This is a genomic window from Halomonas sp. E19 (assembly GCF_052439355.1).
Classification (GTDB): domain Bacteria; phylum Pseudomonadota; class Gammaproteobacteria; order Pseudomonadales; family Halomonadaceae; genus Halomonas.
The window spans coordinates 177,655-203,978 of sequence record NZ_JBNFWU010000001.1 but is presented as its reverse complement, the minus strand read 5'-3'; the positions used below and the strand labels follow the sequence as shown (position 1 = coordinate 203,978).

19 protein-coding genes and 6 pseudogenes are annotated in these 26,324 nt (G+C 67.9%); 11 read left to right on the top strand and 14 right to left on the bottom strand.

What is annotated here, in order from left to right; genetic code table 11:
- Positions 1-104 precede the first annotated feature (104 nt).
- The gene (locus ACUDAL_RS01125; protein WP_444676822.1) at positions 105-3,434 is read left to right on the top strand and encodes a S41 family peptidase; all 3,330 of its coding nucleotides are present in this window, start codon (positions 105-107) and stop codon (positions 3,432-3,434) included.
- A gap of 18 nt (positions 3,435-3,452) precedes the next feature.
- Here the strand turns inward: ACUDAL_RS01125 and ACUDAL_RS01120 are convergent, their stop codons facing one another.
- The 3 genes from ACUDAL_RS01120 to ACUDAL_RS01110 all read right to left on the bottom strand — a co-directional run bounded on the left by ACUDAL_RS01120 (position 3,453) and on the right by ACUDAL_RS01110 (position 5,705).
- The gene (locus ACUDAL_RS01120) at positions 3,453-4,685 is read right to left on the bottom strand and encodes a DUF3422 domain-containing protein (protein WP_444676821.1); all 1,233 of its coding nucleotides are present in this window, start codon (positions 4,683-4,685) and stop codon (positions 3,453-3,455) included.
- A gap of 70 nt (positions 4,686-4,755) precedes the next feature.
- Positions 4,756-5,421, bottom strand: coding sequence for an alpha/beta hydrolase (locus ACUDAL_RS01115; RefSeq protein ID WP_444676820.1), 666 nt, complete (start codon positions 5,419-5,421; stop codon positions 4,756-4,758).
- Positions 5,415-5,705 (bottom strand): alpha/beta hydrolase, encoded by a 291-nt coding sequence (locus tag ACUDAL_RS01110; protein ID WP_444676819.1) that lies wholly within the window; start codon positions 5,703-5,705, stop codon positions 5,415-5,417. The genes ACUDAL_RS01115 and ACUDAL_RS01110 overlap by 7 nt, the downstream gene beginning before the upstream one ends.
- Before the next feature lie 128 nt (positions 5,706-5,833).
- Between ACUDAL_RS01110 and ACUDAL_RS01105 the strand changes: the two genes are divergently transcribed.
- From ACUDAL_RS01105 to ACUDAL_RS01090, 4 genes and pseudogenes are all read left to right on the top strand, one after another.
- Entirely contained in the window at positions 5,834-6,439 is a 606-nt protein-coding gene (locus tag ACUDAL_RS01105) for an acyltransferase family protein (protein ID WP_444676818.1), read from the top strand.
- On the top strand, positions 6,367-6,894 hold the full coding sequence (locus ACUDAL_RS01100; RefSeq protein ID WP_444676817.1) for an acyltransferase family protein: 528 nt from the start codon (positions 6,367-6,369) through the stop codon (positions 6,892-6,894). The genes ACUDAL_RS01105 and ACUDAL_RS01100 overlap by 73 nt, the downstream gene beginning before the upstream one ends.
- 36 nt (positions 6,895-6,930) lie before the next feature.
- A pseudogene (locus ACUDAL_RS01095) lies at positions 6,931-7,380 on the top strand (universal stress protein); the annotation flags it as partial.
- 191 nt (positions 7,381-7,571) lie between these two features.
- Positions 7,572-7,823, top strand: coding sequence for a universal stress protein (locus ACUDAL_RS01090; RefSeq protein WP_444676816.1), 252 nt, complete (start codon positions 7,572-7,574; stop codon positions 7,821-7,823).
- 9 nt (positions 7,824-7,832) lie between these two features.
- Here ACUDAL_RS01090 and ACUDAL_RS01085 read toward each other — a convergent pair whose 3' ends face one another.
- Positions 7,833-8,549: a DUF3581 family protein gene (locus tag ACUDAL_RS01085; RefSeq protein ID WP_444679272.1), complete on the bottom strand. Its 717-nt coding sequence runs from the start codon at positions 8,547-8,549 to the stop codon at positions 7,833-7,835.
- A 466-nt stretch (positions 8,550-9,015) separates the two neighbouring features.
- Between ACUDAL_RS01085 and ACUDAL_RS01080 the strand changes: the two genes are divergently transcribed.
- Positions 9,016-13,464, top strand: coding sequence for an EAL domain-containing protein (locus ACUDAL_RS01080; protein WP_444679271.1), 4,449 nt, complete (start codon positions 9,016-9,018; stop codon positions 13,462-13,464).
- Complete coding sequence (locus ACUDAL_RS01075) at positions 13,436-14,272, top strand: PEP-CTERM/exosortase system-associated acyltransferase (RefSeq protein WP_444676815.1); 837 nt, start codon at positions 13,436-13,438, stop codon at positions 14,270-14,272. Before ACUDAL_RS01080 ends, ACUDAL_RS01075 begins: the two co-directional genes overlap by 29 nt.
- Before the next feature lie 18 nt (positions 14,273-14,290).
- On the opposite strand, the gene ACUDAL_RS01070 is transcribed toward ACUDAL_RS01075, so the two are convergent.
- A complete protein-coding gene (locus tag ACUDAL_RS01070) occupies positions 14,291-15,055 on the bottom strand; it encodes a trimeric intracellular cation channel family protein (RefSeq protein WP_444676814.1) in 765 nt (254 codons plus the stop codon).
- Between the two features lie 140 nt (positions 15,056-15,195).
- Between ACUDAL_RS01070 and tdh the strand changes: the two genes are divergently transcribed.
- Positions 15,196-16,224, top strand: a complete 1,029-nt coding sequence (gene tdh, locus ACUDAL_RS01065) for an L-threonine 3-dehydrogenase (protein ID WP_444676813.1) — start codon at positions 15,196-15,198, stop codon at positions 16,222-16,224.
- Between the two features lies 1 nt (position 16,225).
- Positions 16,226-17,415 (top strand): annotated as a pseudogene (gene kbl / locus ACUDAL_RS01060) (glycine C-acetyltransferase).
- A gap of 71 nt (positions 17,416-17,486) precedes the next feature.
- Here the strand turns inward: kbl and copM are convergent.
- Entirely contained in the window at positions 17,487-18,032 is a 546-nt protein-coding gene (gene copM / locus ACUDAL_RS01055; protein ID WP_444676812.1) for a CopM family metallochaperone, read from the bottom strand.
- A 103-nt stretch (positions 18,033-18,135) separates the two neighbouring features.
- On the opposite strand from copM, the gene ACUDAL_RS01050 reads away from it, so the two are divergent.
- Positions 18,136-18,588 carry an NfeD family protein gene (locus tag ACUDAL_RS01050; RefSeq protein WP_444676811.1) on the top strand — a complete coding sequence of 151 codons (453 nt, stop codon included), beginning with the start codon at positions 18,136-18,138 and terminating at the stop codon, positions 18,586-18,588.
- A gap of 80 nt (positions 18,589-18,668) precedes the next feature.
- Positions 18,669-19,714, top strand: a pseudogene (locus ACUDAL_RS01045) (SPFH domain-containing protein).
- Here ACUDAL_RS01045 and zapE read toward each other — a convergent pair.
- The 8 genes and pseudogenes from zapE to ACUDAL_RS01005 form a co-directional block, all read right to left on the bottom strand.
- Positions 19,711-20,668 (bottom strand): annotated as a pseudogene (zapE, locus tag ACUDAL_RS01040) (cell division protein ZapE). The pseudogenes ACUDAL_RS01045 and zapE sit on opposite strands and share 4 nt — an antisense overlap.
- Positions 20,644-20,844, bottom strand: a complete 201-nt coding sequence (locus ACUDAL_RS01035; RefSeq protein WP_444676810.1) for a hypothetical protein — start codon at positions 20,842-20,844, stop codon at positions 20,644-20,646. The pseudogene zapE and the gene ACUDAL_RS01035 overlap by 25 nt, the downstream one beginning before the upstream one ends.
- Positions 20,841-21,053 carry a GNAT family N-acetyltransferase gene (locus ACUDAL_RS01030; RefSeq protein ID WP_444676809.1) on the bottom strand — a complete coding sequence of 71 codons (213 nt, stop codon included), beginning with the start codon at positions 21,051-21,053 and terminating at the stop codon, positions 20,841-20,843. Before ACUDAL_RS01030 ends, ACUDAL_RS01035 begins: the two co-directional genes overlap by 4 nt.
- Positions 21,005-21,313 (bottom strand): hypothetical protein, encoded by a 309-nt coding sequence (locus tag ACUDAL_RS01025; RefSeq protein WP_444676808.1) that lies wholly within the window; start codon positions 21,311-21,313, stop codon positions 21,005-21,007. The genes ACUDAL_RS01030 and ACUDAL_RS01025 overlap by 49 nt, the downstream gene beginning before the upstream one ends.
- Before the next feature lie 75 nt (positions 21,314-21,388).
- Positions 21,389-22,742, bottom strand: a pseudogene (gene astB / locus ACUDAL_RS01020) (N-succinylarginine dihydrolase).
- A complete protein-coding gene (gene astD, locus ACUDAL_RS01015) occupies positions 22,739-24,208 on the bottom strand; it encodes a succinylglutamate-semialdehyde dehydrogenase (RefSeq protein WP_444676807.1) in 1,470 nt (489 codons plus the stop codon). Before astD ends, astB begins: the two are co-directional and overlap by 4 nt.
- A pseudogene (astA, locus tag ACUDAL_RS01010) lies at positions 24,205-25,249 on the bottom strand (arginine N-succinyltransferase). The gene astD and the pseudogene astA overlap by 4 nt, the downstream one beginning before the upstream one ends.
- Complete coding sequence (locus tag ACUDAL_RS01005; protein WP_444676806.1) at positions 25,191-26,321, bottom strand: arginine N-succinyltransferase; 1,131 nt, start codon at positions 26,319-26,321, stop codon at positions 25,191-25,193. Before ACUDAL_RS01005 ends, astA begins: the two are co-directional and overlap by 59 nt.
- Positions 26,322-26,324: the final 3 nt, after the last annotated feature.

Here is a 26,324-nt window from a genome sequence, read left to right as displayed (position 1 = left end):
GCGGCGACCTGTGGCGTAGCGGTATCGAGGGCGGCCAGGCCATCCGCCTGACGCGCCACCACCTGGATGACCTGCATTCCAGCTGGAGCCCAGACGGCGAATGGGTGGTGTTCGCCTCCATGCGCGACGGCTATCTCAACCTGTGGCGCATGCGCGCCGACGGCAGCCAGCTCACCCAGCTCACCCACGGCGACCAGCACCTGCGCACGCCGGCCTTCGGCATCGGCGCCGACGGCGAGCCGGTGATCACCTTTTCCGGCATGCTCGAAGCCGACGTCTACCGCGACCAGCGCCCCTACCGGCTGTCGCCGCAGGGCGGCGATTTCACCCGCCTGCACGATGCCTTCGGCTCCGAGCCGCAGCTGTCGCCGGACGGCAGCCAGGTGGTGTTCACGCGCGGCGGCGCCTACCACGACTGGAACCGTCGTCACTACCGCGGCCCGGATGCCATGGACATCTGGCTGTACGACAAGCGCACGGAGCGCTTCACCGCGCTCACCGAGCGCGACGGTGACGACGGCCAGGCGCGCTGGCTCGACTCCGACACCCTGCTGTTCATGTCCGACCGCGAGGATCGGACGGTCAACCTCTACCGCCTGCACCTCGACGACCCCTCGAACGTCGAACGTCTGACCCACTTCAGCGAGCATGACCTGCAGCATTTCGATATCTCGCGCAACGGCACCACCGCGGTGCTGCAGGTCTGGGACCGGCTGCTCACGCTCGACCTGACCGACCCGCAGGCCGAGCCCGAGCCGCTGTCGCTGCGTGCGCCCGACGACGGCCGCGACAGCCATGCGCTGCGCCGCGTCGACCGCAACGTCAGCGAGGCAGCCCTGAGTCCCGATGGCCAGACCATGGCCTACGTCGCCTACGGGCGCGTCTATGTGCGCCATGTCGACGAACTGAGCCCGACGCTGCCGGTGACGCCCGGCTCCCATGCCCGCCACCACGGCCTGGCCTGGTCGCCGGACGGGGTTAGGCTTTACTTCACCAGCGACGCCGACGGCACCGAGTCGATCCAGGCGGCACGGGTGGCGCTGACCCGCGACGAGATTCGCCGCACCCATGAGCGCCAGTTGGCCACCGGCCGCCAGCCTGCACGGGACTGGGACACCTCCCAGCCCAGCGCGACCTCGCCGGAGGGGGACCATCCGCAGATCCCCTACGCCGAGTCCGGCGAACCGGACATCCTCGTGCGCGGCACGGACCCTGAGGACCCCTTCGCCCCGCAGGACCCGGGGTTCATCTTCGAACCGCTGCTGCTGCCCCGGCCTGCCGCACCGATGAACGAGCCCGAGCCGGGCGCGCAGGAGCCGGCGGTGGAACTCGAGAGCATTCCGGAGGAGGCGCTCGACGAGGAGCTGCCCGACGACATGCCGACCGCCCTCGACCCCACCCGCTGGCACGATGCGGTGCAGTTCGAGATCCGCCCCGTGGTGGCCACCGAGCACAACGACCGCGACGCCTCGCCCTCACCGGACGGCAATGCACTGGCCTTCCGTCGCGGGCGCGGCGACCTGGTGGTCCGCGACCTGCGCAGCGGCGAGGAGCGCACCCTGGTAGAAGGCTGGGATTTCTACTTGCAGTGGCGCTGGTCGCCGGACAGCCGCTACCTCGCCTACTCGCAGAATGACCTCGACTTCAGCGCCAACATCTATGTGGTGCCTGCCGACGGTTCGGCCGAGCCAGTCAACATCACCCGCCACCCGCGCAACGACCTCAACCCGCGCTGGTCGGCGGACGGTCGCAAGCTGACTTTCATCTCCAACCGTGCGGAAGAGAGCTACGATCTCTATCGCGTCTATCTCGACCGCAGCCTGCAGGGCCAGACCCCGCGCGAGCGCACCGGCTACTACCGCGATGCGCGCCAGGCCGCCGCCCAGCAGCGGCCGCTGTCACCGCTGCCGGCGGAGCGCACGCCGCGTGCCGACGATCAGGTGGCGGAGCTCGACCTGGAAAACGCCTGGCGCCGAATCGAGCGCGTGACGGCCTCGCCGTCGCACCAGAGCGCCAACGAGATGTCCCCGGGCGGCGATCGCTACGTGTTCAACGCCGGTCGCGAAGGCCTGGTGGCGATGAACTGGGACGGCGGCCAGCGTACACGCCTGGGCCCGGTGGCCGACGTGCAGCACCTAAGCCTTAGCGGCGACCAAGTGGTGTTCATCGCCAACGGCCGGGTGGGCCTGGCCAATCTGTCGGGCAGCGGCTCGCCACAGTACCTGGACATCTCCGACCGCATCCGCGTGGACCTGCAGCAAGAGGCGCTGCAGAAGTTTCACGAGGCGGCGCGAGTCATCGGCGAGCACTTCTACCGCCAGGACATGAAGGGGCTCGACTGGCCCGCCGTGGTGGAGGAGTACGCCACCCTGGTTCGGCGCTCGCGCACGCCCAGTGAATTCAGCGATATCACCAATCGCCTGATGGGCGAGCTGGCGGCATCGCACATGGGGGTCTCCAACCCCGGCCCGGTCTCGGCGCTGCGCGAGCCCTCGGGGAGGCTGGGCATCGAGCACGAGCGCATCGTCTCGCAGGAGAACGGCCGCCATGGCTATCGGGTCACCGCCATCACGCCCGAGGGGCCGGCCAGCCGTGGCCCGATGCCGCTGCAGCCCGGCGATGTGATCACCGAGATCGACCTGCAGCCCTTCGGTGAGACCGACACCCTGCGCGAACGCCTGCGCGGGCAGGTCGAGCGCGAAGTGATCGTGACCTTCGAGCGGCCCGGCAGCGACGGCTACGACGAGTTTCGCACCATGCTGCTGACGGTGGGGCTCACCGAGCTGGCGCGACTGAAATACGACGCCTTCCGGGCGCAGAGCCGCCGCTTCGTCGAAGAGCTCTCCGACGGGCGCCTGGGCTATCTGCACATCCAGGCCATGAACCAGACCTCGCTGGAAGGCTTCCAGGCCGACCTCTATGCCGCGGCGGTGGACAAGGACGGGTTGATCATCGACGTGCGCAACAACGGCGGCGGCCACACCACCGACCGCATCCTGACCTCGATCATGGCCGGGGAGCACGCCTACACGATTCCCGCCGGCGCCGATCCCGACGCCGTAGGCCATTACCCACAGGACCGCCTCGACGCACCGCGCTATACCCTGCCGATCAACATGCTGGCCAACGAGAAGAGCTACTCCAACGCCGAGATCCTGGCGCACGCGTTCACGACGCTGGAGCGTGGCAGGCTGATCGGCCAGCAGACCTACGGCGGGGTAATCTCGACCAACAGCCATACCCTGGTCGACGGCGCCACCGTGCGCCGCCCGTTCCGCGGCTGGTACCTGCCCGACGGCACCGACATGGAGCACAACGGCGCGGTGCCGGATATCCTGGTGGAGCAGCGGCCGGAGGACGAGGTGGAAGGCCACGACCGCCAGCTCGAACGGGCGGTACTCGACCTGCTCGAGCGGGTCGACGGCGAGGCGTGAGCCGCCCACGGCGGCGGCTCAGTGCCGCTTCACTCGCCAGATGCGCCAGGCCAGCAGGGCGATGATCGCCGCCCCCAGCGGCCCGAGCACGGCCGCTGCGGTCGGCGGATGCACCTCGACCCCCAGGGCGCCCAGGCTCTCCAGGCCCAGCTTGAACAGGCTGAAGATGTAGTAGCTGATGACGATGATCGAGAGCCCTTCCACCGCCTTCTGGATCTTGAGCTGGCTGCTGGCGCGCTCGTTGAGGCTGCCCAGGATGCTCGAATTCTGCTCCTCGATCTCAACCTGGGCCCGGGTGCGCAGCAGGTCGTTCAGCCGGGCCGCGCTTTCGGCCAGGCTCTCCTGGCGGCGATGAATGGCGGCACAGTAATGCACCGTGGGGTGGAAGCGCCGCAGGATGAAGGTGCCGAGCTGCGGGCAGTGGTCGACTCGCTGCTCCCGCAGCTCCTCGATGCGCGAGACGACGATGCGCGCATAGGCGTCGGTCGCGCTGAAGCGCTGCCGCGAACGCGCGCCGCTGCGCTCCAGCCGCGCCGAGAGCCGGGACAGGGCGGTCAGCAGCGGGCGCGGGTTGGTGTCCTCCTGTTCGGCGTTGCGGTCCGACAGCTCGCCCAGCTCCAGCTCGTAGGCGTGCAGTTCAAGCGCCAGCTCCTTGGCCAGGGGCAGCGACAGCGAGGCCATCATGCGGTAGGTCTCGATCTCCAGCAGTCGGCGCACCATGCGCCCGAGGCGGAAGTCGTTGAGCCCGTGGTTAAGCAGCAGCAGGCGGTTGACGCCGCCTGCATCGAGGTGGAAGTCGCTCCACACCGTGGCATCGCCACCGCCCACCTGCGAGCCGGCAGGATCGATGAAGCCGTAGGCCTCGGCGCTGCCCCGCCAGCTCTCGCCGCCCTCCACCAGCACCAGCGTGGCGCTGATCAGAGTGGCATCGTAGGCCTCGACGACCTGGGCCAGCCAGGCCGGCGGTGGCAGCCAGGGATCGCTGCCCTGCCCCTTGGGTGCCATCAGGGTCAGGGTGGAGAACTCGGTATGGCGCTCCCACTTCAGCACCCCGCCGTCGAGGGTGACGATCTGCTGGACTCGCTCGGTGTCGAAGGCAAGGCCGCTGGTCTCGCTCAGCTGCAGCAGCAGGTCGGCGTGCTGCTCGGCTTCGGCCAGGAAGGCGTAGTGGTAGAGGTGGGCCGGCTCGGAGAAGTAGATCGACGGGCGGGCGTGCAGCTCGTTGTGCAGGCGTTCGCGCTGTGGGTGCATGTCAGGGGCCTGAGAAGAGTGGACCTCCGAGACTAAAGTCTGAACACCCCATCGCCAAGCCCGCTTTCGACTAGCCTGTCTCGTCGCTTGGTCGCACTGCCTCGTCGCCGTGCGCTGCCGGTGCCTGCACGGCTGTCTCCTCGATCAGCCGCTCCAGCGCCACCGGCCCCTGCAGAAAGCGGTTCATCCAGGCCAGGGCACTGGGCAGGCTGGCACGCCACACCCGCCAGGTATGCCCACCGTTGAGCACCTCCATGACCACTCGGTCCGGCTGATGCGGAGCCAGCGCCTGGCGCACCAGCCACGCATGGTGGGCGGCGTTGTAGGCATCGCGATGACCGGCGCTGAGATAGAGCGGCACCACCTCGTCGCGCTCCAGGTAAGCGGGAAGGTGGGCGGTGTAGTTGCGCCGCTGCCACAGCTCGGTATCGAAGCGCCCGGCGGCATCCAGGAAGGCCGGATGGCGCCGAGCCGCGGAGTGGCGCGGCGGCAGCGGATGGTAGCTGGCAGGGCTCAGGGCCGCGGCGGCGGCAAACAGCTCGGGGCGTTCCAGGGCAAAATTGAGCGCGCCATATCCCCCGGCGGAAAGCCCGGCCACCGCTCGCCACTCACGCCGCGGCACGACCTGCCAGGTCGCCTCCACGTGGGGCAGGAGTTCCTCGAGAAAGGCCGAGCGCGCCGCCTCGTTGTGCCCGTCGATCCACCAACTGCTGCTGCCCGGCATGACGATCACCACGGGGGAAGCCGCCCTTCGGCAATCATGCGGTCGACGGTGTGTGCGAGCCCGCCGCGCTCCACCCAGTCGCGCTCGCTGCCGGCCGAGCCATGCAGCAGGTAGAGTACCGGATAGGCCAGGTTCGACTCGCGGTAGCCTTCCGGCAGATAGAGGGCATAGGGGTAGTCCCGTCCCAGCAGCTCAGAAGCGAAGCGGTGAAAGGTCACCTCGCCCGCCGCCTGGGCCCTGCCTTCCCACAGCAGCGCCACGCCCAGCAGCGCGGCCAGGAGGTTCTTCAGCGTCATGGCACGTCTCCTTGTGCCGCCACGGCGCGGCATGGCCCCGACATCGCATGGAATCAATCCCTCTCGCCATGGTCGGACAGCGTATCGATGAGTGATGTTCCTCGAACCAGGGAAGGCGCGGAGCGTTCATGAAGCGGATCGAAGAAATCTACTGGCTGCGTTTCTACGGTTGCCTGGCCGTGTTTGCCTACCACTTCCTCGATCGCATCAACCTGCAGGTCGAGAATGTCTATCTCGACCTGGCGCGCATTCCCACCGTGCTCGGCACGCCCCTGTTCATCTTCATTTCGATCTTCTTGTTCTCGGCCCGCTACGGCAAGCAGCCGCCGCCCGGCTTCCTGCCCAAGCGCCTGCAGTACGTGATGGTGCCCTACCTGGTCTACGGGCTGATCTACGCACTGGCCAACTACGCGAGCCTTCAGCACCAGGGCACTGCCATCGGCTTTTTCGACAATCTGGTCCAGTACCTGGTGCATGCCGGCTGGCACGGCTATTTCCTGATCATCGCCATGCAGTCCTATGCGTTCTACTGGCTCTATGCCCGCCATGACCTGGAGCGCTGGCTGACGCCCGGCCCATGGCTGGTGATCAGCAGTCTCGTCGCCATCGCCTACTGGGGGCTGACCCGCCGCTTCGGCCTCGAACCGCCCGGCTATCTGCTGTGGATCGCCCCCTCGGCTGGATCTACCTGTTCTTCCTCGCCATGCTGGTGGTGCGGCGCTACCCGCAGCTGAGCCCCGACCGGCTGCACGAGGTGCCGATCCTGCAGCGACTGGCGCACCCGGCGCTGCTGCTCGTCTACGTCGGGGTGATCGTGCTGTTCACCCTGCGTGGCTCGCTCGCCTACTCCTCCAAGGAGACCTGGGTGGTACCGCTGTTCATCCTGTTCACCCTGGTCGCCGTGACCCGGCTGCGCCAGGTGCCCGCCCCAGCGCTGGTCAAGACGATCAATCGCTATTCGTTCGGCATCTACCTGGCGCATCCAATGTTCTTCGCCCTGGTCGACGTCGGCAACGCGTACTGGCAGCTGCCGCTCTGGCTCTATGCGCTGCTGCTGGTCAGCGTGGGGATGGCCGGCTCGATCTGGCTCAATCGGGTCGCCAACCGCCTGCCCTGGGGCGGAATGCTGTTGGGCAAGACGCTGCAGGTGCCAAGCCGACGGCAGACGGCCTTCGGTCAAGTGCGTTAACCTGACGGAACGAATACGCTGCCCAGGAGATTCCCCATGAGTGAGCGCATTTCACTCGTGCTCGTGCCGGTCAACCGCTCGCCCGCGGCAGACGCCGCCACCTGCCATGCGGCCCTGCTGGCGCGCCTGCTCCAGGCGTCGCTGCAGCTGGTGCACGTCATGCCGCTCAACCCCGCCGAACTCAGCGACCTGCCGGCCAACCGGCAGACCGAGGCCGACCACGACCGAGCCCAGCGCCTGAAGGTGGCAGCCGACGCCTTCGCCCACGCCCGCCGGCTCATTGGCGACGACTTCGAGCCACCGCTGCGAGAGGTCTCGCTCGAGGAGGAGGGCTTCGTGCGCCATCCCGGACGCACCATCGCGGCGTACGCCAACCGCCAGTCGAACTGCCTGCTGGTGATCGGCGCACGGCATCTCAGCGACCTGGGCAAGTTCATTGAAGGCAGCGTCAGCGACGAGGTGGTGCACAAGGCCAACTGCCCGGTCACGGTGGTCCACCCCGAGGCGGCCCCGCGGGACATCGCCCGGATCGGCCGCGTGGTACTGCCGGTGGACGGCTCCCGCCATAGCGACGAGGCGGCTTTGCTGGCCGGCGATCTGGCTCGCAGCGCCGAGGCCCCGGTCGACCTGCTGTTCTGCCGCCCCTCACGCCCGGCTCGGTCGACACCGAGGCCCAGGTGGAGGAAGCCAGGCGGGTGCTGGACCAGGCCCGCCAGCGGCTGGGCCCGGTCGAGGCCGGTATTCGCGAGCAGGTGCTCGACGGCGACGACTATGCCGAGGCGATCGTCGGCCACGCGCATGATCAGGCGCCCTATCCGGTAATCGTGATGGGGCGGCGGGGGCTCGGGGCCTGGCGGGAGAAGCTGATGGGCAGCGTCAGCCACCGGGTCATCGACCTGGCGCACTGCCCCGTGACGGTAGTGGTGTAGCGGGACGGCTTAGGGCGTTCCGGCTTCGTAGGCGGCCTTGAGGCGATAGAACTCGGCGACGATCTCGTCCATGGCCGCATCGTCGTAGTCGCACAGGCCGCTGACCACTAGCTTCTTCGAGCCCTGACCGACGGGCTCGTCACCATCCGAGATGCGGAACTGCAGCAGCACGTCGCCGCGCTTGCCCTTGACGTCCAGCGAGGAGTCGACCAGCTCCAGCCGGGGCTGACGAAGGTCAAGCCGCTCCAGCGTGAAGCCCATGCTATCGTAGATCACCAGCGGGCGGCGCGGGTTGAACATCACGCCCTGCTCCTCCAGCAGCGGCTTGAGCACGTGCGGGAAGTTCTTGCCGGAAAAGGCGACATAGCAGCGTGAGAAGGCCTCGATCACCGCCGGGTCATGAGTGCAGTCGCCCTCGCGAACGACCTCGAGGTAGCACTTGCGCTCGTCGTCCTGCACCTGCAGACCGCCGCCGTCGGGCTCGTGGAAACATAGCGGTGTGCCGTCCCCCACCATGTTGCGGAAGTGAAAATCCATGTGGTGGCAGAGCCCGAAGCGGCTCAGGACCAGCGCGAAAAGCAGGTCGCCCGGGACGCAGAAGCGGCGCGCTTCGACGTCGTGGATAGGGTTGAAGTCACCGGCAATGCGCTTGGCGAAATCACTGGCCTGCTGGGCGCTGATGTGAAGGTGCGTGTCCGTCTGCGTATGGTAGGGGTCGAGAAACATGCGTGCTCTGGCCTGTCCTGGGTGATTTGCCACGAAGGCTTCGATGATGCCACCTTCCCCAGGTCGGGGCCACTCCCGCCACCGGGTCAACGGAGGGGTCGGCAGCACGCTCACGCAAGCGGGCCTAGGTAGGCATGCGGCATATGAAGACTCGCTCACCGACGCCGGGTTGTTACACTGTAACGATCACGACACGCTTCTCATCGTTACGGTTCCTTGCGTATATTGTGCAGAGATTACACCGACCAAGAATAACGAACGCAAGAACTCGGAGCAGAAAAACGCCGGGACGCCGGCTGATACGGCAAGGGAATCTGGGGGTCAATCGTCATGCTCGATAGAGCCTGGCAGGACATAGCTGCCAAGGAGCTGGGCGCCGGTCGTACGGCATTGCCGCGCGGGGCGGAGCCAGGCTTCGGCCGGCTGCGCCTGTTGCAACCGGCCTTGGGAAAACCATCACGTGACCATGATGCGACGCCTGCTGATGGCGCTGTTCTTGGTCATGGCACCCGGGCTTGGGGCGACAAGCGAGCGACAGGTGCTGCTTGTCGCCAATGCCGACTCGGCCGGGACGTCACTGACGCGCGATACCACGCGGGCGCTGTTTGCCATGCGCCAGCGTACCTGGCCGGATGGCCAGGCCGCGCGTGTCTTCGTGCTGCCCAACGACCATCCGGTCCATGCGCGCTTCGCCAAGGAGCGCCTCAACGTCTACCCGCACCAACTTCAACTCGCCTGGGACCGCCTGGTGTTTTCCGGCACCGGTCAGGCACCCGGGCGGGTCGACACTCAGGCCGAGATGCTGGAACGCATCGCTACTACGCCCGGTGCCTTGGGATATCTGGAAAGGAGTACCTGGATGATCGTGTCCAAGTCATCAACATGGAGTAAGCGTGGTTCGCTCTTCCTGCTGGCCGTAGCCGTTGCCTGGACCCAGGTCGCCCGGGGGCAAGAGGTTCTGGACACGCTGCAAGTGCATGGGTTCCTGAGCCAGGCACTCGTCATCACCGACGAAAACAACTTCTTCGGCCCCAGCAGCAGCGGCAAGGGCAGCCTGCAGTACACCGAGATCGGCGCCAACGCTTCATTCCGGCCCCACCAGGACGTGCTGATCGCCGCCCAGGTACTCAGCCGGCGTGCCGGAGGCGACGGCAGCGATGCGCGACCGGCGCTGGACTACGGCATCATCGACTACCAGCCGATCTCCAATCAGCAGCGCACCCTGGGCCTGCAGGTCGGACGCTTCAAGAACCCCTTCGGCTTCTACAACCAGACCCGCGACGTCGCTTTCACGCGCTCCAGCATCCTGCTGCCACAATCGATCTACTTCGATCGAACCCGCGCCCTGGGGCTGTCCGCCGATGGCATGAGCTTCTACGCCGAGGAGCGCCTGCCAAGCGGCACGCTGCACTTCAAGGGCGGGATCGGCCTGCCCACGACCCGCGACCTCGACAGCCAGCTGTTCCCCTCCCGCCTGGGGGTGAGGCTCGATGGCAACCTCTCGTCCATCGCGCAGCTGCTGTATACCCATGGCGACGGCAACTTCACCGCCGCCGTCAGCGCCGCGGATGTCAATCTCGACCTTGGCGTTGGTGCCCATGCGGGCGAGCTCAACTTCCAGCCCGTGATTCTCTCGCTGCAGTACGACAAGGAGAAGTGGGCGCTGACCGGCGAGTATGCGCTGCGGCGGGTCTCGACCACCGAGACCGGCCCGATCCGCAGCGCCGAGACCACCGGCGAGAGCTGGTACGTGCAGTACAGCCGGCGCTTCCTCGACGACTGGCAGTGGCTGGTGCGCTACGACAGCCTGGTCAACGACCGCAGCGACCGCTCGGGCAGCCACTACGCCGCCCAGGGCCGAGGCCCCGCCCACGCCCGCTATGCCGACGACATCACCCTGGGGCTGCAGTGGCGCGTCAATCCGCGGGTGCTGCTGGCCGCCGAATACCACCACATCAATGGCACGGGCTGGCTGCCGCTGCGCGACGAGCCAGACCCTGGGAGACGCAGCGACGCTGGAACATGCTGCTGTTGCAGCTTTCCCTGCGCTTCTGAGGCGGCCGCCATGTCCATCGCCTCGACGCCCGACCCGCGCCCCCGCCTGAGCCTGACCTGGCGGGTGCTCGCCATGAGCGGCCTGCTGCTGCTGCTGCTGGTGGCTCTGTTCACCTGGCTTGGCCACAGCAACCTGTCGCGTCAGTTCGACCAGAGCCGCTATGAGAGCAACCAGCGCGAAGCCCGGGAGATTCGCCTCGCCCTGCAGCGCTCCGAAGCCGGCCTGCAGCAGCTTGCCGCCCTGACTGCAGCCTCGCCGGAGCTGGGCCCGGCCCTAGCCGGCGGTGATACCGCCGCGCTGATCGGCTCGCTGGCCTCTCAATGGCCAACGCTGCAGCTGGAGTCGGGCGTCGACGAGGTGCTGGTGTTCGACGCCGACGGTCGCGAGCTGGCGGCCTGGGGCCACGGCCAGGCCGATCATGAGCGCCCGGTGCAGGACTGGGTGGCCAGGGTCATGGAGAGCGAACATCCGCTCTCGGTGCTGCGCTGCTCTAAGGACTGCCGCCAGTACGCCGCGGTGCCGATTCTGGAGGAGGGCCGCAGCGTCGGCCTGGCAATCCTGTCGCGTTCGCTGGCCGACGTGACGCGCCAGGTGCAGCAGGTGTCGGACAGCGCCGTGGCGCTGATGATCACCGGCGCGCTGACGGAAGAGGACATGCCGGAGCGCTGGCTGGATGCGTGGAACGGGCGCCTGGTCGCCATGACCCGCCCCGAGGAGTATCTAGCCCTGCTACAGCAGGCCAGCCGGATGACCACCCTGGACGACCTGCTCCATGCCCTGCTCCAACTGCACTTCGCCGGGCGCGACATCGAACTCTCCTCGGTACGCATGACGGAGGACGAGGATCGCCGCAACACGGGCTATTTCCTGATGGCCACCGACATCACCGCCCAGATTCGTGCCATTCAGCACGACACGCGCGTGCTGCTGCTGGCCGGCATCGGCGGCTGGCTGGCCGCCCTGCTGCTGGTGCTGGGCATTCTGCTGCGCCCGATGGCGCGCCTGCGCCGCCTGGCCGGCGTGCTGCCGGCCCTGGCCCACGGCGGCTTTCTCAAGACGCGCCGCGCCATTCCCCTGCCCCGCCGCCGCCTGACGGATGAGATCGACGTACTCGAAGGCACCACCCTGGCGCTCTCCGACCAGTTGGAATCGCTGGAGCACGAGGTCAAGTTGCGCGGCGCCCAGCTTGCCGAGCGGGTCGAGGAGCTCGCCGAGGAGCGCGACTTCGTTGGCAGCCTGCTGAACACGGCCCGCGTACTGATCGTCACCCACGATGCCGAAGGGCGGATCACCCTCGTCAACGCCTATGCCCAGGCGATCCTGGCGCTGCAGGAGGAAAAGCTGCTCGGCCGCCTGTTCGACGATGTCTTTTCGTCGCGCAATGCCGAAGGCGATCTGCATGGCCTTGCCTCCCAGGAGGAGCGCGTTCTGGTATCGGCCGACGGTCACCAGCGCACCATCGCCTGGTATCACGCCCCGCTGCCCAGGCGCGACGCCAACCGCAGTGCGCGCATCTCGGTGGGCCTCGACGTCACCGAGCGGAAGGTAGCCGAGGCTCGCCTGACCTGGCTGGCCGAGCGCGACCCGCTCACCGAGCTCTACAACCGCCGCTACTTCCAGGAAACGCTTGGCAACGTCATGCAGCGCGGGCGTAGCGGCGCGGTGGTGCTGCTCGACCTCGACCAGTTCAAGGACGTCAACGAACTCAGCGGGCACCACAACGGCGACCGGCTGCTGCGCATGGTGGCAGATACGCTGTTCGACACCTTCGGCCACCGCGGCATGATCGCCCGGCTGGGCGGCGACGAGTTCGCGCTGCTGCTGGAGGGCGCGGATGCCAAGCAGGCGACCTGCGTGGCCAAGCAGATCATCCCCCTGCTGGAGAGCACCGGGCTCGATGCCGGCGGCCAGCGCCACCGGGCCAGGGCCAGCCTGGGCATCGCGCTGTTCCCCGCCCACGGCAGCAACCCCGCCGACCTCATGGCCAGCGCCGACCTGGCGATGTACAAGGCCAAGGAGAGCAGCGTGCAGCGCTGGCACCTGCTCTCCACGCCCGAACGCGCCAAGGACGAGCTGCAGGAGCGCGTCTACTGGGTCGAGCGAATCCGCGAGGCGATCGCAGAGGACAGCTTCGAGCTGCTGGTGCAGCCGATCGTTCGCCTGGGCGACCGCGACATTCGCCACTATGAGATCCTGCTGCGCATGCGCGGCTCCAAGGGCGCCCACATCGCCCCGGTGCACTTCATCCCGATTGCCGAGCGCAGCGGCCAGATCGTTCAGCTCGACCGCTGGGTGCTGCGCCACAGCCTGCGGGCACTGCAACAAGTCCAAGACCAAGGGATCTCGCTGGCGGTGAACCTCTCCGGTCAGACCCTTCACGATGAAGGACTCAAGCAGTTTCTCGTCGACGAGCTGCGCGCCAGCGGCGCCGACCCGCACCAGCTGGTGCTGGAGGTCACCGAAACGGCCGCGGTCACCGACTTTGCCACCGCACGCGGCGTACTGCAGGCCCTGCGCGACCTAGGCTGTCGTACCGCACTGGACGACTTCGGCGTCGGCTTCAGCAGCTTCCACTATCTGGGCGAGCTGCCGGTCGACTTCATCAAGATCGACGGCGCCTTCATCCGCAGCTTGATCACCAATCCGGAGACGCGGGTCATCGTCAAGGCCATCGCCGACATTGCCGCCGGCTTCGGCAAGCAGGCGATCGCCGAATTCGTCGATCAGGAAGAGCTCATACCGATTCTCGCCTCCTACGGCATCGCGTATGGCCAGGGCTATCACCTGGGCCGACCGATGCCACTGCTGGAGGCCTTCCCAGGAGTGCTGCATGAACACAGCCAGGACAAGCCGTCCTGAGCCAAGCCTGACAAGGTACGGCAAGGACGCCAGCCCGCACGACATCGATACCCGTATCACCGAGTTCATCGCGCAGTACCGCTTCACCCTCGCGCTGGATCATGCCAGCCGCTATCGTGCCTACGCGCTGCGCCACCAGGTGTTTCGCGAAGAGATGCACTACCGTCTCGGCGACGCCGCCGAACCCACGTTCGAGCGCGATGCCTACGACGCCGAGGCCCTGCTCTGCCTGCTGACTCACCGCGACAGCGGCCTCGACGTCGGCTGCCTGCGGGTGGTGCTGGGCGCCGACAGCGACGGCGAACCGCGCCGGTTGCCGCTGGAAGAGAGCTGCGCCCATGGATTGTCCCATCCGACCCTGCATCCTGCCGCCTTCGCCAGGAGTGAGGTCTGCGAAGTCTCTCGCCTGGCCGTGCACCGGCACTTTCGCCGCACCCCGGGAAGCGAGGTGCCAGCCTCGCCGCAGGGCGGCGAGGCACTGCCGGTGCCTTCCCCACTGGTCAGCCTCAGCCTGTTTCTCGCTGCCACCGCGCTGGTCGGGCTTGCCGGGCGGCGTCACGTCTTCGCCATGATGGAGCCGCGCTTCGCCCGGCTGCTGCAGCTGGCCGGGCTGCGCTTCCAGCAGGCCGGAGAGATCATCGACTACTGCGGGCCGCGCGCGGCCTACTACATCGACCAGCAGCAGGCCGAACGCGACATGAAGGCCAACCTGACCCCGCTGTATCGCCACATCCAGGCGGTGCTGGTTTCGCAGCAGACCCAGACGCTGCCCGTCGTCGATGTGACGTCTCCCGGCACCACGGGCTAAGCCTCAGACGCCTGCCACCTAGCCCTGGGGCTCACTGCCGCGCTTGCGCCGCCGCTGCGGCGGGATCATGCGCACGCGAGCCTTGCCGCGCCGCCGGCGCGGCGCCTCGTCGCCGGCATTGGCTGCCAGAGCTTCGCCGGACGCAGGCGGCTCCGGCGGAGGCGGAATGATCACCCAGGCAAACACCGGCAGCGCCAGCCCCCAGTGGATGGCGGCCAGGCGCAGCCCCAGCGTGACCGCCAGCGCCAGGCCGATGGCGAAACCGACCGGCACGCCCAGGGCCCCCAGCCCCACGTAGGTGATACCGCCGGCGATGGAGGCGGTGGCGTACACCTCCTCGCGCAGCACCATCGGCACACGGCGAGCCAGCACGTCGCGCACCATGCCGCCGGCCACGCCGGTCAACAGCCCCATCAGCACCGCCACCACGCCGGGCGCCTCCAGCAGCAGCGCCTTGTGCGCTCCGATCACGGTAAAAAGCGCCAGGCCGAAGGCGTCGGCCACCGGCAGGAATACCCGCGAGAGGCGATGGATATAGTGGAAGCCAACGATGGAGAGCCCCACGGTGGCCAGGATCACCCATAGGTAGGTCGGGTCGGCAACCCAGAACACCGGCCGTACGCCGAGCACCAGATCGCGCAGGGTGCCGCCACCGATGCCAGTGACAGCGGCCAGCACCAGCATGCCGAACGGGTCCATGCGCGAACGACACGCCAGGATCACACCCGACAGGGCGAACACCACCACGCCGGCCATATCCAGCCAGTACACCAGTGCCGTCACCTGAGGCCTCCTTCCACAAACATCGTTGATGCATGCCCGCCCGTCTTCCCGGCCGTCAAGCGCATCCTGTGTATATAGTAAGTATCGTGATACGGATTGCTAGCGCCCATTGCCACCCTGGATGACAGGAAGAGAGCGATATGAAAGCACTGATCAAGAAGGAGGCCGCACCCGGCCTCTGGCTGGACGAGGTGCCCGACCCACAGGTTGGCATCAACGACGTGCTGATCAAGGTGAAGCGTACCGCCATCTGCGGCACCGACGTGCACATCTACCACTGGGACAGCTGGGCCCAGAAGACCATCCCTGTACCCATGGTGGTGGGCCATGAGTTCGTCGGCGAGATCGTCGAGGTCGGCTCCAACGTCAACGATTTCCACCCGGGGCAGATCGTTTCCGGCGAGGGGCACGTGGTGTGCGGACGCTGCCGCAACTGCCTGGCCGGGCGCCGCCACCTGTGCGCCCATACCAGCGGCGTGGGGGTCAATCGCCCGGGCGCCTTCGCCGAGTACGTCGCCCTGCCCATGTCCAACGTGTGGGAGCACAAGCCCGGCATCGACCTCGACGTGGCTGCCATCTTCGACCCGCTGGGCAACGCCGTGCATACCGCGCTGCAGTTCGACCTGCTCGGCGAGGATGTGCTGATCACCGGGGCCGGACCGATCGGCGCCATGGCCGCGGCGGTGTGTCGGCATGCCGGGGCGCGCCACGTGGTGGTCACCGACCTCAACCCAGGGCGCCTCGAGCTGGCCAGGCGCCTGGGCGCCACCCGCACCGTGGACGTACGTCACGAAACGCTCCCCGACGTGCAGCGCGAACTGGGGCTGACCGAAGGCTTCGACGTAGGCCTGGAGATGTCCGGCAGCCCCGCCGCCTTCCGCGACATGCTGGCCAACATGTGCCACGGCGGCAAGGTGGCCATGCTCGGCATTCCCGCCGAGGAGATGGCCATCGACTGGAACACGGTGATCTTCAACATGCTGACGCTCAAGGGGATCTACGGCCGCGAGATGTACGAGACCTGGTACAAGATGTCGGTGATGATCGACTCCGGCCTCGACATCGCGCCGGTGATCACCCATCGCCTGCCCTACACCGAGTACCAGCAAGGCTTCGACGCCATGCTCAGCGGCGAAGCGAGCAAGGTCGTCCTCAACTGGGAGTCATGACATGTACGGAGCCTTCAAGCAGCACCTGAGGGGCGAGCTCGACGCCATTCGCCAGGCCGGGCTTTACAAGCACGAGCGCCAGCTGACCACCCCCAGGGGGCCCATGTCGGCATCAATGCCGGCACCGAGGTGCTCAACCTGTGCGCCAACAACTACCTCGGCCTGGCCCAGCACCCGGAGGTCAATGCCGCCGCCGGAGCCGGCCTCGAGGAGTGGGGCTACGGCCTGGCCTCGGTGCGCTTCATCTGCGGCACCCAGAGCCTGCACAAGCAGCTCGAGCAGCGCCTGACCGACTTCCTCGGCACCGAGGACACCATCCTCTACCCCTCCTGCTTCGATGCCAACGGCGGGCTGTTCGAGACCCTGCTGGGCGCCGAGGACGCGGTGATCTCCGACGAGCTCAACCATGCCAGCATCATCGACGGCGTGCGGCTCTCCAAGGCGCGGCGCTACCGCTACCGCAACAACGACATGGCCGACCTGGAGGAGCAGTTGAAAGCCGCCGACCGCGACGGCGCGCGCTTCAAGCTGATCACCACCGACGGTGTGTTCTCCATGGACGGCTACATCGCCCGGCTCGACGAGATCTGCGACCTGGCCGAACGCTATGACGCCCTGGTGCACTTCGACGACTGCCACGCCACCGGCTTTCTCGGCGAGGGCGGCCGCGGCACCCATGAGTACCGCGGCTGCATGGACCGCATCGACATCACCACCGGCACCCTGGGCAAGGCGCTGGGCGGCGCCAGCGGCGGCTATACCAGCGGCAAGCGTGAGGTGATCGAGCTGCTGCGCCAGCGCTCGCGGCCCTATCTGTTCTCCAACACCGTGGCGCCGCCGGTGGTGGCCGGCGCCCTCAAGGCGATCGAGCTGGCCGCCGAGTCCCGCGAGCTGCGCCGTCGGCTCAGCGACAACACGGCCTTCTTCCGCGAGGGCCTCGAGCGGCTGGGCTTCGAGCTGCTGCCCGGCGAGCACCCCATCGTGCCGGTGATGCTGCACGACGCGGGCCTTGCCGCCCGCTTCGCCGAGGAGATGCTCAAGGAGGGCGTCTACGTGATCGCCTTCTCCTACCCGGTAGTGCCCCAGGGCAAGGCGCGCATCCGCACCCAGATGTCCGCCGCGCTAAGCCGCGACGACCTGGAGTTTGCGCTGGCCGCCTTCGGCCGGGTCAAGGAGCGCCTGGGGCTATAACCCACAGGGGCGGAAGACAACGGGACGGGCCTGGGCCCGTCCAGCCTTGGCCAGGTTGTGAGGCCAGGAGTCTATTCAGCGTCGTAGCCGTGCTTGGCCAGCCAGTCGCGCAGGAAAGCGATCTCCTCCTCCTGGGCCTCGATGATCTCGCGAGCGAGGTCGCGAATCGCCTCGTCCTCGCCGTGCATCAGCACGACATTGGCCATGTCGATGGCCCCCTGGTGATGCGGGATCATGCCGCGGGCAAAATCGGCGTCGGGGTTGCCGGTGAACTCGACTGCCATGTCCTCGTGCATACGCCGATTGACCTCACGGTAGGCCTGCACGGCCTCATTGTCGGTATGCTCGTCGGGCTCATGAACGTGGGCGTGGTCCTCCTCGGTTGCCTCCTCCTCGTCGCCGTTGACCTCATCGGCCTCGTCACCGTTGGCCTCGTCGTCATCGGCGGCTTCGTTCTCGTCATCGATCTCAGCGTCCTGCTGCGGCTCGGCCTGCTCGATCTGCTGCTGGGCCTGAGCCTCCTCTTCCGCCGCCAGGGCCGGAGCGGCCAGCAGGGCACTGCCGGCCAGCACGACGGCCAGCGCCGACCAGGTACGTATCGTGAGGATGTGCGACATGCTGCTCTCCTTTACCATGTGGGTCGTACGACTACGATAGCACCAAGCGCCGCGCAGTGCGTTGCAGCGACGCATCGGGAAACAATTCATTACCGAGGCTACCATGGACTGGAACCCCGCCTTGATCTGGCTGGCCATCGCCCTGCTGCTGGGTCTGGCCGAACTCTCCTCCGGCGGCCTGGTGCTGCTGTCGCTGGGGGTGGCCGCCGCCCTGACCTCGGCGCTGGCGGCACTCGGCCTTACGCTGCCCTGGCAGCTACTCGCCATGGGGGTGTTCTCGGGCATCTTCATCCCGCTCGCGGTCAAGGTGATCCGCCCTTGGTTCTCGCCTAGAGGGGTGGCCTACGGCACCACCGGCACGGGCGTGGAGAAAGGCCATACCTACACCACGCTCCAGCGCGACTTCGACGGCGCCAGCGGCGTCAAGATCAACGGCGACTTCTATCGCCTGCGCGTGGCCGAAACCGGCGAAACCGAGCTGCCAGAAGGCAGCCTGGTGACCTTCGAGCGCTTCGACGGCACCACCGCTATCGTCCGTCGCCCGCAGCCGCGGTAAAGCCGGCACAAGCACAGCGGGCCTGGCGCCGGCCAGCCTCACCCGTTTCATCGCACCTACTGCAAGGAGTCAACATGGACATGGACCTTCCCATCAACCCCGGGCTGCTGATCGCCCTTATCGTCGTCGTCATCGGCATCCTGATCATCGCCAAGGGGCTGGTGATCGTGCGTCAGTCGGAAGTGATGGTGATCGAGCGCCTCGGCTCGTTCAATCGCCTGCTGGAGAGCGGTATCAACATCATCATTCCGTTCATCGAGCAGCCCCGCGCCATCACCATGATCCGCTACCAGAAGCGCGGCGAGGAGTACCTTCCCATCACCACCAGCGAAGTACGCATCGACCGCCGCGAGACGGTGATGGACTTCCCCGGCCAGCCGGTGGTGACCACCGACAACGTCACCGTGCGCATCAACGGCGCACTCTACTTCCAGATCATCGACCCGCGCCGCGCCGTCTACGAGGTGGAGAACATGAGCCAGGCGGTGGAGGTGCTGGCCAAGACCACCCTGCGCTCGGTGGTGGGCAAGATGGAACTCGATAAGCTGTTCGAGTCCCGCGCCGAGGTCAACAACGAGATCCAGACCGCCATGGAGGAGCCCGCCTCCAAGTGGGGGTCAAGATCTCGCGGGTCGAGGTGCAGGACATCGCCATGCCGGACGAGGTCGAGACGGCCATGCGCCTGCAGATGGCCGCCGAACGCAAGCGCCGCGCCACCGTGACCGAAGCCGAGGGCGAGAAGGCCGCCGCCATCGCCAAGGCCCAGGGCCAGCGCGAATCGGCGATCCTCAATGCCCAGGGCGACAAGGAGTCGGCCATTCTGCGCGCCCAGGGCGAGCAGGAGTCGATCAAGCTGGTGCTGAGCGCCATCGGCGACAGCGACGAGCATAAGCGCACCGTGGTGGGCTACCTGCTCGGCCAGAGCTATATCAAGGCGCTGCCGACCATGGCCCAGAACGGCGAGCGGGTGTTCGTGCCCTACGAATCCTCCGCCCTGCTCGGTTCCATGGGCATGTTCCGCGAAATGGCCGGCTCGCCGGAAGACACCGTGGCGAAGCACCTGCGCGACAGCGAGCGCCAGGGTGGCTTTCGCAGCGGCATCGTCGGCGGAGCGGCCAGCAGCTAAGCGCCAACCCCAAACCTCGCCAGCTGCATTTCCTGCAGCCGGCTGAGGGTGCGCCGGAAGGCGAAGGCCAGGTAGCCATCGGCATAGAGTTCGTCCATGGCGACCTCGGCTTCGATATGGAGCGGCACGCGGCGGTCGTAGCACTCGTCGACCAGGGCGATGAAGCGGCGCACGCCATCGTCGCGTCGCGACAGCGGCGGCAGCTCCTGCTCCCCGGTTTCGATGCGCTCGGCGCCATCCTCGGTGCCACGGGCGATACGCCCCGCTGCGGCGACGTCGCTCAGTCGCGGCACGTCGCTGAGCAGAACGTGATCGAACTCGTCGGCCAGGGCGATGAAGTCGAGCGCGGCCAGCGGCTGCTCGCACAGCTCGGCGTAGCGACACCACACCACGCGCTGGCTGCGCCGTTCCACCGCAATGCGGCGATGGCCCAGCTCGATGGGCTCGTCGCTCGTCGGCTGGCCCTCGCTCAGGCGCGCGAAAACGCCGGTGAGGGCGCTCGGCCGGCCGGGCTCAGCCACCCAATAGCGCTGGCACCCCCGACCGGGATGCAGGCGGTGATCGAAGCCGCCGTCCAGCTCCACCACCTCCATACAGCGTTCGATGGCGGCAATGGCCGGCAGCAAGCGCTCGCGGTTGAAGCCGTCGGCATAGAGCTGGCTCGGCGCCTGATTGGAGGTGCACACCAATACCACGCCATGCTCGAAGATCGCCTGCAACAGGCGACCGAGCAGCATGGCATCGGCGATGTCGCTGACGAACAGCTCATCGAGGCAGAGCACGCGCACCTCGGATGCCAGCTCCCGCGCCAGTGCGGAGAGGATCGGCGGTGCCGCTCAGCTGGAACTGGCGCTGGTGCACCCAGCGCATGAAGTGATGAAAATGCAGGCGCCGGGAAGGCACCTGCAAGTGGCGGTGGAAACCGTCCATCAGCCAGGTCTTGCCGCGCCCCACCGGCCCCCATAGATAGACGCCGGGTACGACCCTGCGCGACTGCGCGCCCCCTTGTCGTACAGCGCCTGGAAACAGGCATCGAGCCGTACCGCAGCGCGCTGCTGGGCTGCGTCCGGGGCGAAGCCTTGGCGCTCCACCGCCTCGCGATAGCGCGTCAGCGGCGAGGCCGCCGTCATGCCTCGAGCTGGCGCAGCATGATGGTGACCGCCTCACCCCGGTAGTTCAGCTCCTCGAGGTTCTGCCAGCCGAGGCGGCGATAGAGCCCCTGCTGGTCGGGGGTGTAGAGGTAGAACTGACTGAAGCCGCTGTCCACGGCTTCCTCCTCGACGCAACGAATCAGGCGGGCGGCGATACCCTGCCCGCGCCACTCCGGCAGCACGAACACCGAGGCCAGCCAGGGGTCAGTTCGGGCCGACTGTCCATGTCCTCGGCCAACAGCGCCGCCGTGCCTACCGGCCGATTGCCCTGCATGGCCACGAACACCGAGGGCACGCCGCCCTCGCCGCACTCGCGACGAAAGGCCTCGCGATAGGAGTCGGCGGTGCTGCCGGGGTGCAGGTGGCCCCACTCGGCGAAGGTCCAGCTCGCCACCGTATCAACGTGGTCCGACTCGGGAATCAAACGTACGATGGTGATATCGCGCATGACGACGTCCTTATCCATTGGCTCTCACTGTCGCGCCGAGCGCCCAGCCATGGGACGAAAAAGCGCAGGCCTGGGCTAACCCAGCTGGAAGGGATAGACCGATCCAATCTGCAGGATGCGGGTCAGCTCGTCCAGCGCAGTGAGAGTCTCGTCGGCCAGCTGCGGGTCGGCCAGGTCGTCCGGGGCCAGGCGGTCGCGGTAGTGGCGCTCGACCCAGGCGCTGAGTTCGCCGTGCAGCGCGTCGCTGAGCAGCACGCGGCCGGTCAGCGCGGCGCGCTCCTCGGCGGAGAGCACCACCCGCAGGCGCAGGCAGGCGGGGCCGCCGCCGTTGCGCATGCTCTGCTTGACGTCCTTGACGATCACCTCACCGATGGGGTTGTGGCCGGCCAGCAGCAGGTCCTGGATGGTGCGCCACACCGCCTCGCGCTCCTGGCACTCGCCGGGCACCACCAGGGTCATGCTGCCGTCGGGGTTGCTCAGCAGCTGCGAATTGAACAGATACGACGCCACGGCGTCCGCCATGCTCACCGCCTCGCTAGGCACGCACACCGGGATCAGAGGCGTGGCCATCTTGGTGCGCAGCTCATCAAGCGTGGCCTGCTCGTCGAGGAAGGCCATTTCGTGGTAGAGCAGCACCGGCCCGTTGCCCACCGCGATCACGTCGTTGTGGAACACGCCGGCGTCGATGGCCTCGGGGTGCTGCTGGGCGAATACCGTCTGCGCCGCGGCGAGCCCATGCTGACGTGCCACCGCCTGGCTCGCCTCAAGGGTCTGGCGCGCGGGGAAGCGCTTGGGCCCCACCTCGCCACCGAAAGACTGGCGGCCATAGACGTAGAGGTGAACGCCGGCCTCGCCGTGTTCGCCGCACAGGCGGGTATGGTTGGCCGCCCCTCGTCGGAGAAGGCCGGCGTGGCCGGCAGCGCCGGGTGGTGAGCGAAGTGCGACTCGTGGCGGAAGATCGCCGCCAGCACGCGGCCGGTGGTCTCCGGCTCCAGATAGCGATGAAAGCTCGACTGCAGGTTGGCCGGGGTGAAGTGCACGCGGCCGTCCGCGGCGTCACGACTAGGGGTCACCGTGGCGGCGTTGGCCGTCCACATGCTCGAGGCCGAGCACACCGCGCGCAGCACCTGGGGCGCTTCCTTGGCCGCCCGCGCCAGCACCTCGCGATTGCTGCCGGTGAAGCCGAGCGAGCGCAGCGCGCCGAGGTCGGGGCGCTGCTGGGGCGGCAGCACGCCCTGGGCGTAGCCGGCATCCATCAGCGCCTTCATCTTGGCCAGGCCCTGCAGTGCCGCCTCGCGGGGTTGGAGACCAGCCCACCGTGGCGCATCGAGGCCACGTTGCCGTGGGCCAGCCCCGAGTAGTTGTGGGTGGGCCCCACCAGGCCGTCGAAGTTGACTTCCCGGTAGTCGGTGTTCGTCGCTTGGCTCATAACACCACTCCGGGCGGCAGGTTATCGGGCAGGCTCAGGGTCTCGGCCTCCATCGAGGCCACCGGGTAGGCGCAGTAGTCCGCCGCGTAATAGGCGCTGGGGCGATGGTTACCGCTGATGCCCACGCCGCCGAAGGGCGCATCGCCGGAAGCGCCGGTGGTCTGGCGGTTCCAGTTGACGATGCCGGCGCGGATGCGCAGCAGGAAGTCGTCCCAGTCGGCGCGCTCGCCGCCGATCAGACCGGCGGCCAGGCCGTAACGGGTATCGTTGGCCAGCCGCAGCGCCTCGTCCCAATCGCGGTAGCGGTAGACCTTGAGCAGCGGACCGAAGTGCTCCTCGTCGGGCACGTCGAGCCCGGTGACGTCGATCAGCGCCGGCGACAGCAGGCTGGTGCCCTCCTCAAGACAGGCCATGCGCGCCAGCACCACACCGCCCAGCGCCTCCAGCTCGTCCTGCGCCTTGAGCAGCCCCTCGGCCGCTTCCTGGCTGACCAGGCCGCCATAGAACGGCGCCGGTTCCTCGAACTGTCCTGCCACTCGCAGGCGGGCGATGGCGTCGACAAGAGCGTCGAGCAGGTGATCGCCGATCTGCCCCTCGGGCACGATCAGCCGCCGTGCACAGGTGCAGCGCTGGCCGCCGGAGAGGAAGGCGGACTGCAGGATGGTCAGCACCGTGGCGTCCTGATCGTGCACGTCCTTGACCACCAGCGGGTTGTTGCCGCCGAGCTCCAGGGCCAGGATCTTCTCCAACTGGTCAGCGAACTGGCGGTTGAGCAGGCCGCCGACCCGGGCGCTGCCGGTGAACAGCAGGCCGTCGATGCCCGGGTGCGAGGAGAGCGCCTGCCCCACCGGGGCGGCCCCCTGCACCAGGTTGATCACCCCGGCGGGCAGGCCCGCCTCTTGCCAGCACTGCAGGGTGAGATCGGCGGTCAGCGGGGTTTGCTCGCTGGGCTTGAACACCACGGTATTGCCGGCCAGCAGCGCCGGTACCATGTGGCCGTTGGGCAGGTGGCCGGGGAAGTTGTAGGGGCCGAACACGGCCATCACGCCATGCGGGCGATGGCGCAGCACGGCGGTGGTGTCGCCGAGGTCGCGGCTACGCTCGCCGGTGCGCTCCTGATAGGCGCGCACGGATATCGCCACCTTGCCGATCATGGCGCCCACTTCGGTGCGCGCCTCCCACAGCGGCTTGCCGGTCTCGCCGGCGATGGCCCGGGCCAGATCCTCGCGATGGGTCTCGAGCAGCTCGCGGAAACGTTCCACCACGCTCAGGCGCTCGGCGAAGCCCAGCCGGGCCCAGCCCGGGAAGGCACCGCGAGCGGCTTCCACCGCTGCCGCTACCTGGCTGTCGCTGGCCGCCGCGCCCTGCCACAGGGTCTCGCCAGAGACCGGATCGCGCTTGGTGAATGGCATCGCTTCGCCCGGCTGCCAGCGCCCGCCGATCATCAGCTGTTGCATCGCTTTCATGGTGTCTCCTCGGTATCCAGGACGCGCAGGGAGTCGCCGGCCGTCACGCCCAGCCGCTGCGCCTCCGTCTCGCTCAGGGTGAGGGTGCCCTCCTCGTCGGGGCCGCAGGCCACCCAGGCGGCGCGGAAGTCGGCCATCGTCGTGCTGGCCGCCAGCCAGCGTGGCCGGGCGGGGGCGTGTCGCTGCCACTGCGGATCTCGACCCGGCAGCAGCGCGACTTGCGCACCGCGCGTACGTCGTCGATATAGGCTTCCACCGTCGGCCCACCATCGAAGATGTCGATGTAGCCTTCCCAGCGCAGGCCTTCCTTCTTGAGCATGGCCAGCGCCGGGCGCGTATCGCGGTGCACCTGGCCGATGCAGGCCCGCGCCTCGTCGGAGAGAAACGGCGTGTAGATCGGGAACTTGGGCATCAGCTCACCGATGAAGCTCTTCTGCCCCAGCCCGGTGAGACGGTCGGCCTCGTCGAAGTCGAGGGGAAGAAGTGACTGCCCAGGCACTCCCAGAACGGGCTCTTGCCGCGCTCGTCGAACACCCCGCGCATCTCGGCCAGCACCTTGTCGGGGAACTGGTCGCGGAACTCGGCCATGAACAGCCAGCGCATCATCGACAGCAGCGCGCCGTTGCGCTGGTGCCGGCGCTCCTTGCCGCGGAAGGCAGGGCGCAGGAACAGCGAGGCCACCTCGGCATCGCCGGTGTGGTCGGAGCTGAGGAACAGAGTGTCGATGGTGCGGTGCAGGTCGAGTTGCACCGAGGAGTGGGCCAGCGTGCCCAGGCGGTAGTGATAGAACGGAACCTCGCGGCCCACCTGGCCTTCGATGGCGCAGCAGCCCGCCAGCTCGCCGCTCTCCTCGTCTTCCAGCACGAAGAAGTAGTTGCGCCGGTCGGCTGGGGTGCGCTGCTCGAAGGCGGCCACTGCGGCGGCGATCTTGGCGCTCAGGAACTCGCGGTTGTCAGGCAGCGAAGTGAAGCCGACCCCGGTTTCACGAGCGATCTTCTGCAGTTCGTCCAGGTCGCCCTCGGCAATCGGTCGAATACGCATCACAGCTCCCCTCGTCGAAGCCCGCTTCCTCTTCGCCGTTGGACGGCAGCGTCAGCGGTGCGGCCAGTACTGCCCGCCCCTCCTCCACGCCGAGCAGTTCGGCGTGCTCCGGCGAGAGCATCAGCTGGCCGGTGGGTGACAGCGCGTAGCGTGCCACCACGCAGCGGAAGTCGGCCAGGCGCTGGTTGGCGACCATCGCCGGCTCGGCGTCGGGCAGCGCATGGGCCGGACGCACCCGTACCGGGTGCCAGGCAGCACGGCGGAAAGTGTGCAGGCGATTGCGCTCGCCCTTGATCACCGGACCGGCGTCGAACAGGTCGACGTGACGCGAGCGCATGAAGCCCTCGGCCAGCATCTCGGCCATGGCTGCCTCGTGGGCGGGGTGCTCGCGGCCGATGGCGGCCCGCGCCTGGGGCGTGAGCAGCGCCAGGTAGAGCGGGAACTGCGGCATCACCTCGGCGATGAAGCTCTTCGAGCGCACCCCGGCGAGGTAGTTGATGTCGTGATAGTCGCGCACGAAGAAGTGGCGCCCCACGCTGTTCCAGAACGGCGATTCGCCCTGCTCGTCGAGATAGCCGGGGAAGGCCATCGCCAGCACCTCGGCGAAACGCTCCGGGTACTGGGCGATGAACATCAGCCTTGAGCGGCGCAGCAGACTCTCGGCGCTGGTGCCGCGATAGCGCGGATCCAGCGACAGCGCGCACAGCTGAGTGGTTTCGGACACCTCGTGGGAGAGCGAGAGGGTCTGCACCTCGCGGCGCACGTTGAGCTGCTGCGAGGCATGGATCAGGGTTTCCTGGCGGTAGGTGTAGTAGGCCTCCCGCGCGCCGGCCTCGGCGCGCAGGGTGGCGGTACCCACGACCTCGTCGCGTTCGAGATCCTCGAGCACGAAGGTGTAGTGTTCGTCGCCGGGAAAGTCCACCTCGCGCCCGAACGACTGCCGCGAGCGGGCGATGCGCTCCTCGAGGCGGTCGCGGTGGGCCGGCAGGTTGGTCAGGCTCGGCGTGGCCAAGCCCGCCAGCCGCTCCAGGGCCGGCAGGTCGGCCGGCCGAACAGGGCGTACGACCATCATGGC

Excerpts from the sequence above, each read along its gene's own strand:
- ACUDAL_RS01120 (WP_444676821.1), bottom strand. The coding sequence starts at position 4,685 with ATGCACCCACAGCGCGAACGCCTGCACAACGAGCTGCACGCCCGCCCG.
- ACUDAL_RS01110 (WP_444676819.1), bottom strand. The coding sequence starts at position 5,705 with ATGACGCTGAAGAACCTCCTGGCCGCGCTGCTGGGCGTGGCGCTGCTG.
- ACUDAL_RS01105 (WP_444676818.1), top strand. The coding sequence starts at position 5,834 with ATGAAGCGGATCGAAGAAATCTACTGGCTGCGTTTCTACGGTTGCCTG.
- ACUDAL_RS01085 (WP_444679272.1), bottom strand. The coding sequence starts at position 8,549 with ATGTTTCTCGACCCCTACCATACGCAGACGGACACGCACCTTCACATC.
- ACUDAL_RS01080 (WP_444679271.1), top strand. The coding sequence starts at position 9,016 with ATGATGCGACGCCTGCTGATGGCGCTGTTCTTGGTCATGGCACCCGGG.
- ACUDAL_RS01075 (WP_444676815.1), top strand. The coding sequence starts at position 13,436 with ATGAACACAGCCAGGACAAGCCGTCCTGAGCCAAGCCTGACAAGGTAC.
- tdh (WP_444676813.1), top strand. The coding sequence starts at position 15,196 with ATGAAAGCACTGATCAAGAAGGAGGCCGCACCCGGCCTCTGGCTGGAC.
- copM (WP_444676812.1), bottom strand. The coding sequence starts at position 18,032 with ATGTCGCACATCCTCACGATACGTACCTGGTCGGCGCTGGCCGTCGTG.
- ACUDAL_RS01050 (WP_444676811.1), top strand. The coding sequence starts at position 18,136 with ATGGACTGGAACCCCGCCTTGATCTGGCTGGCCATCGCCCTGCTGCTG.
- ACUDAL_RS01035 (WP_444676810.1), bottom strand. The coding sequence starts at position 20,844 with ATGACGGCGGCCTCGCCGCTGACGCGCTATCGCGAGGCGGTGGAGCGC.
- ACUDAL_RS01025 (WP_444676808.1), bottom strand. The coding sequence starts at position 21,313 with ATGCGCGATATCACCATCGTACGTTTGATTCCCGAGTCGGACCACGTT.
- astD (WP_444676807.1), bottom strand. The coding sequence starts at position 24,208 with ATGAAAGCGATGCAACAGCTGATGATCGGCGGGCGCTGGCAGCCGGGC.
- ACUDAL_RS01005 (WP_444676806.1), bottom strand. The coding sequence starts at position 26,321 with ATGATGGTCGTACGCCCTGTTCGGCCGGCCGACCTGCCGGCCCTGGAG.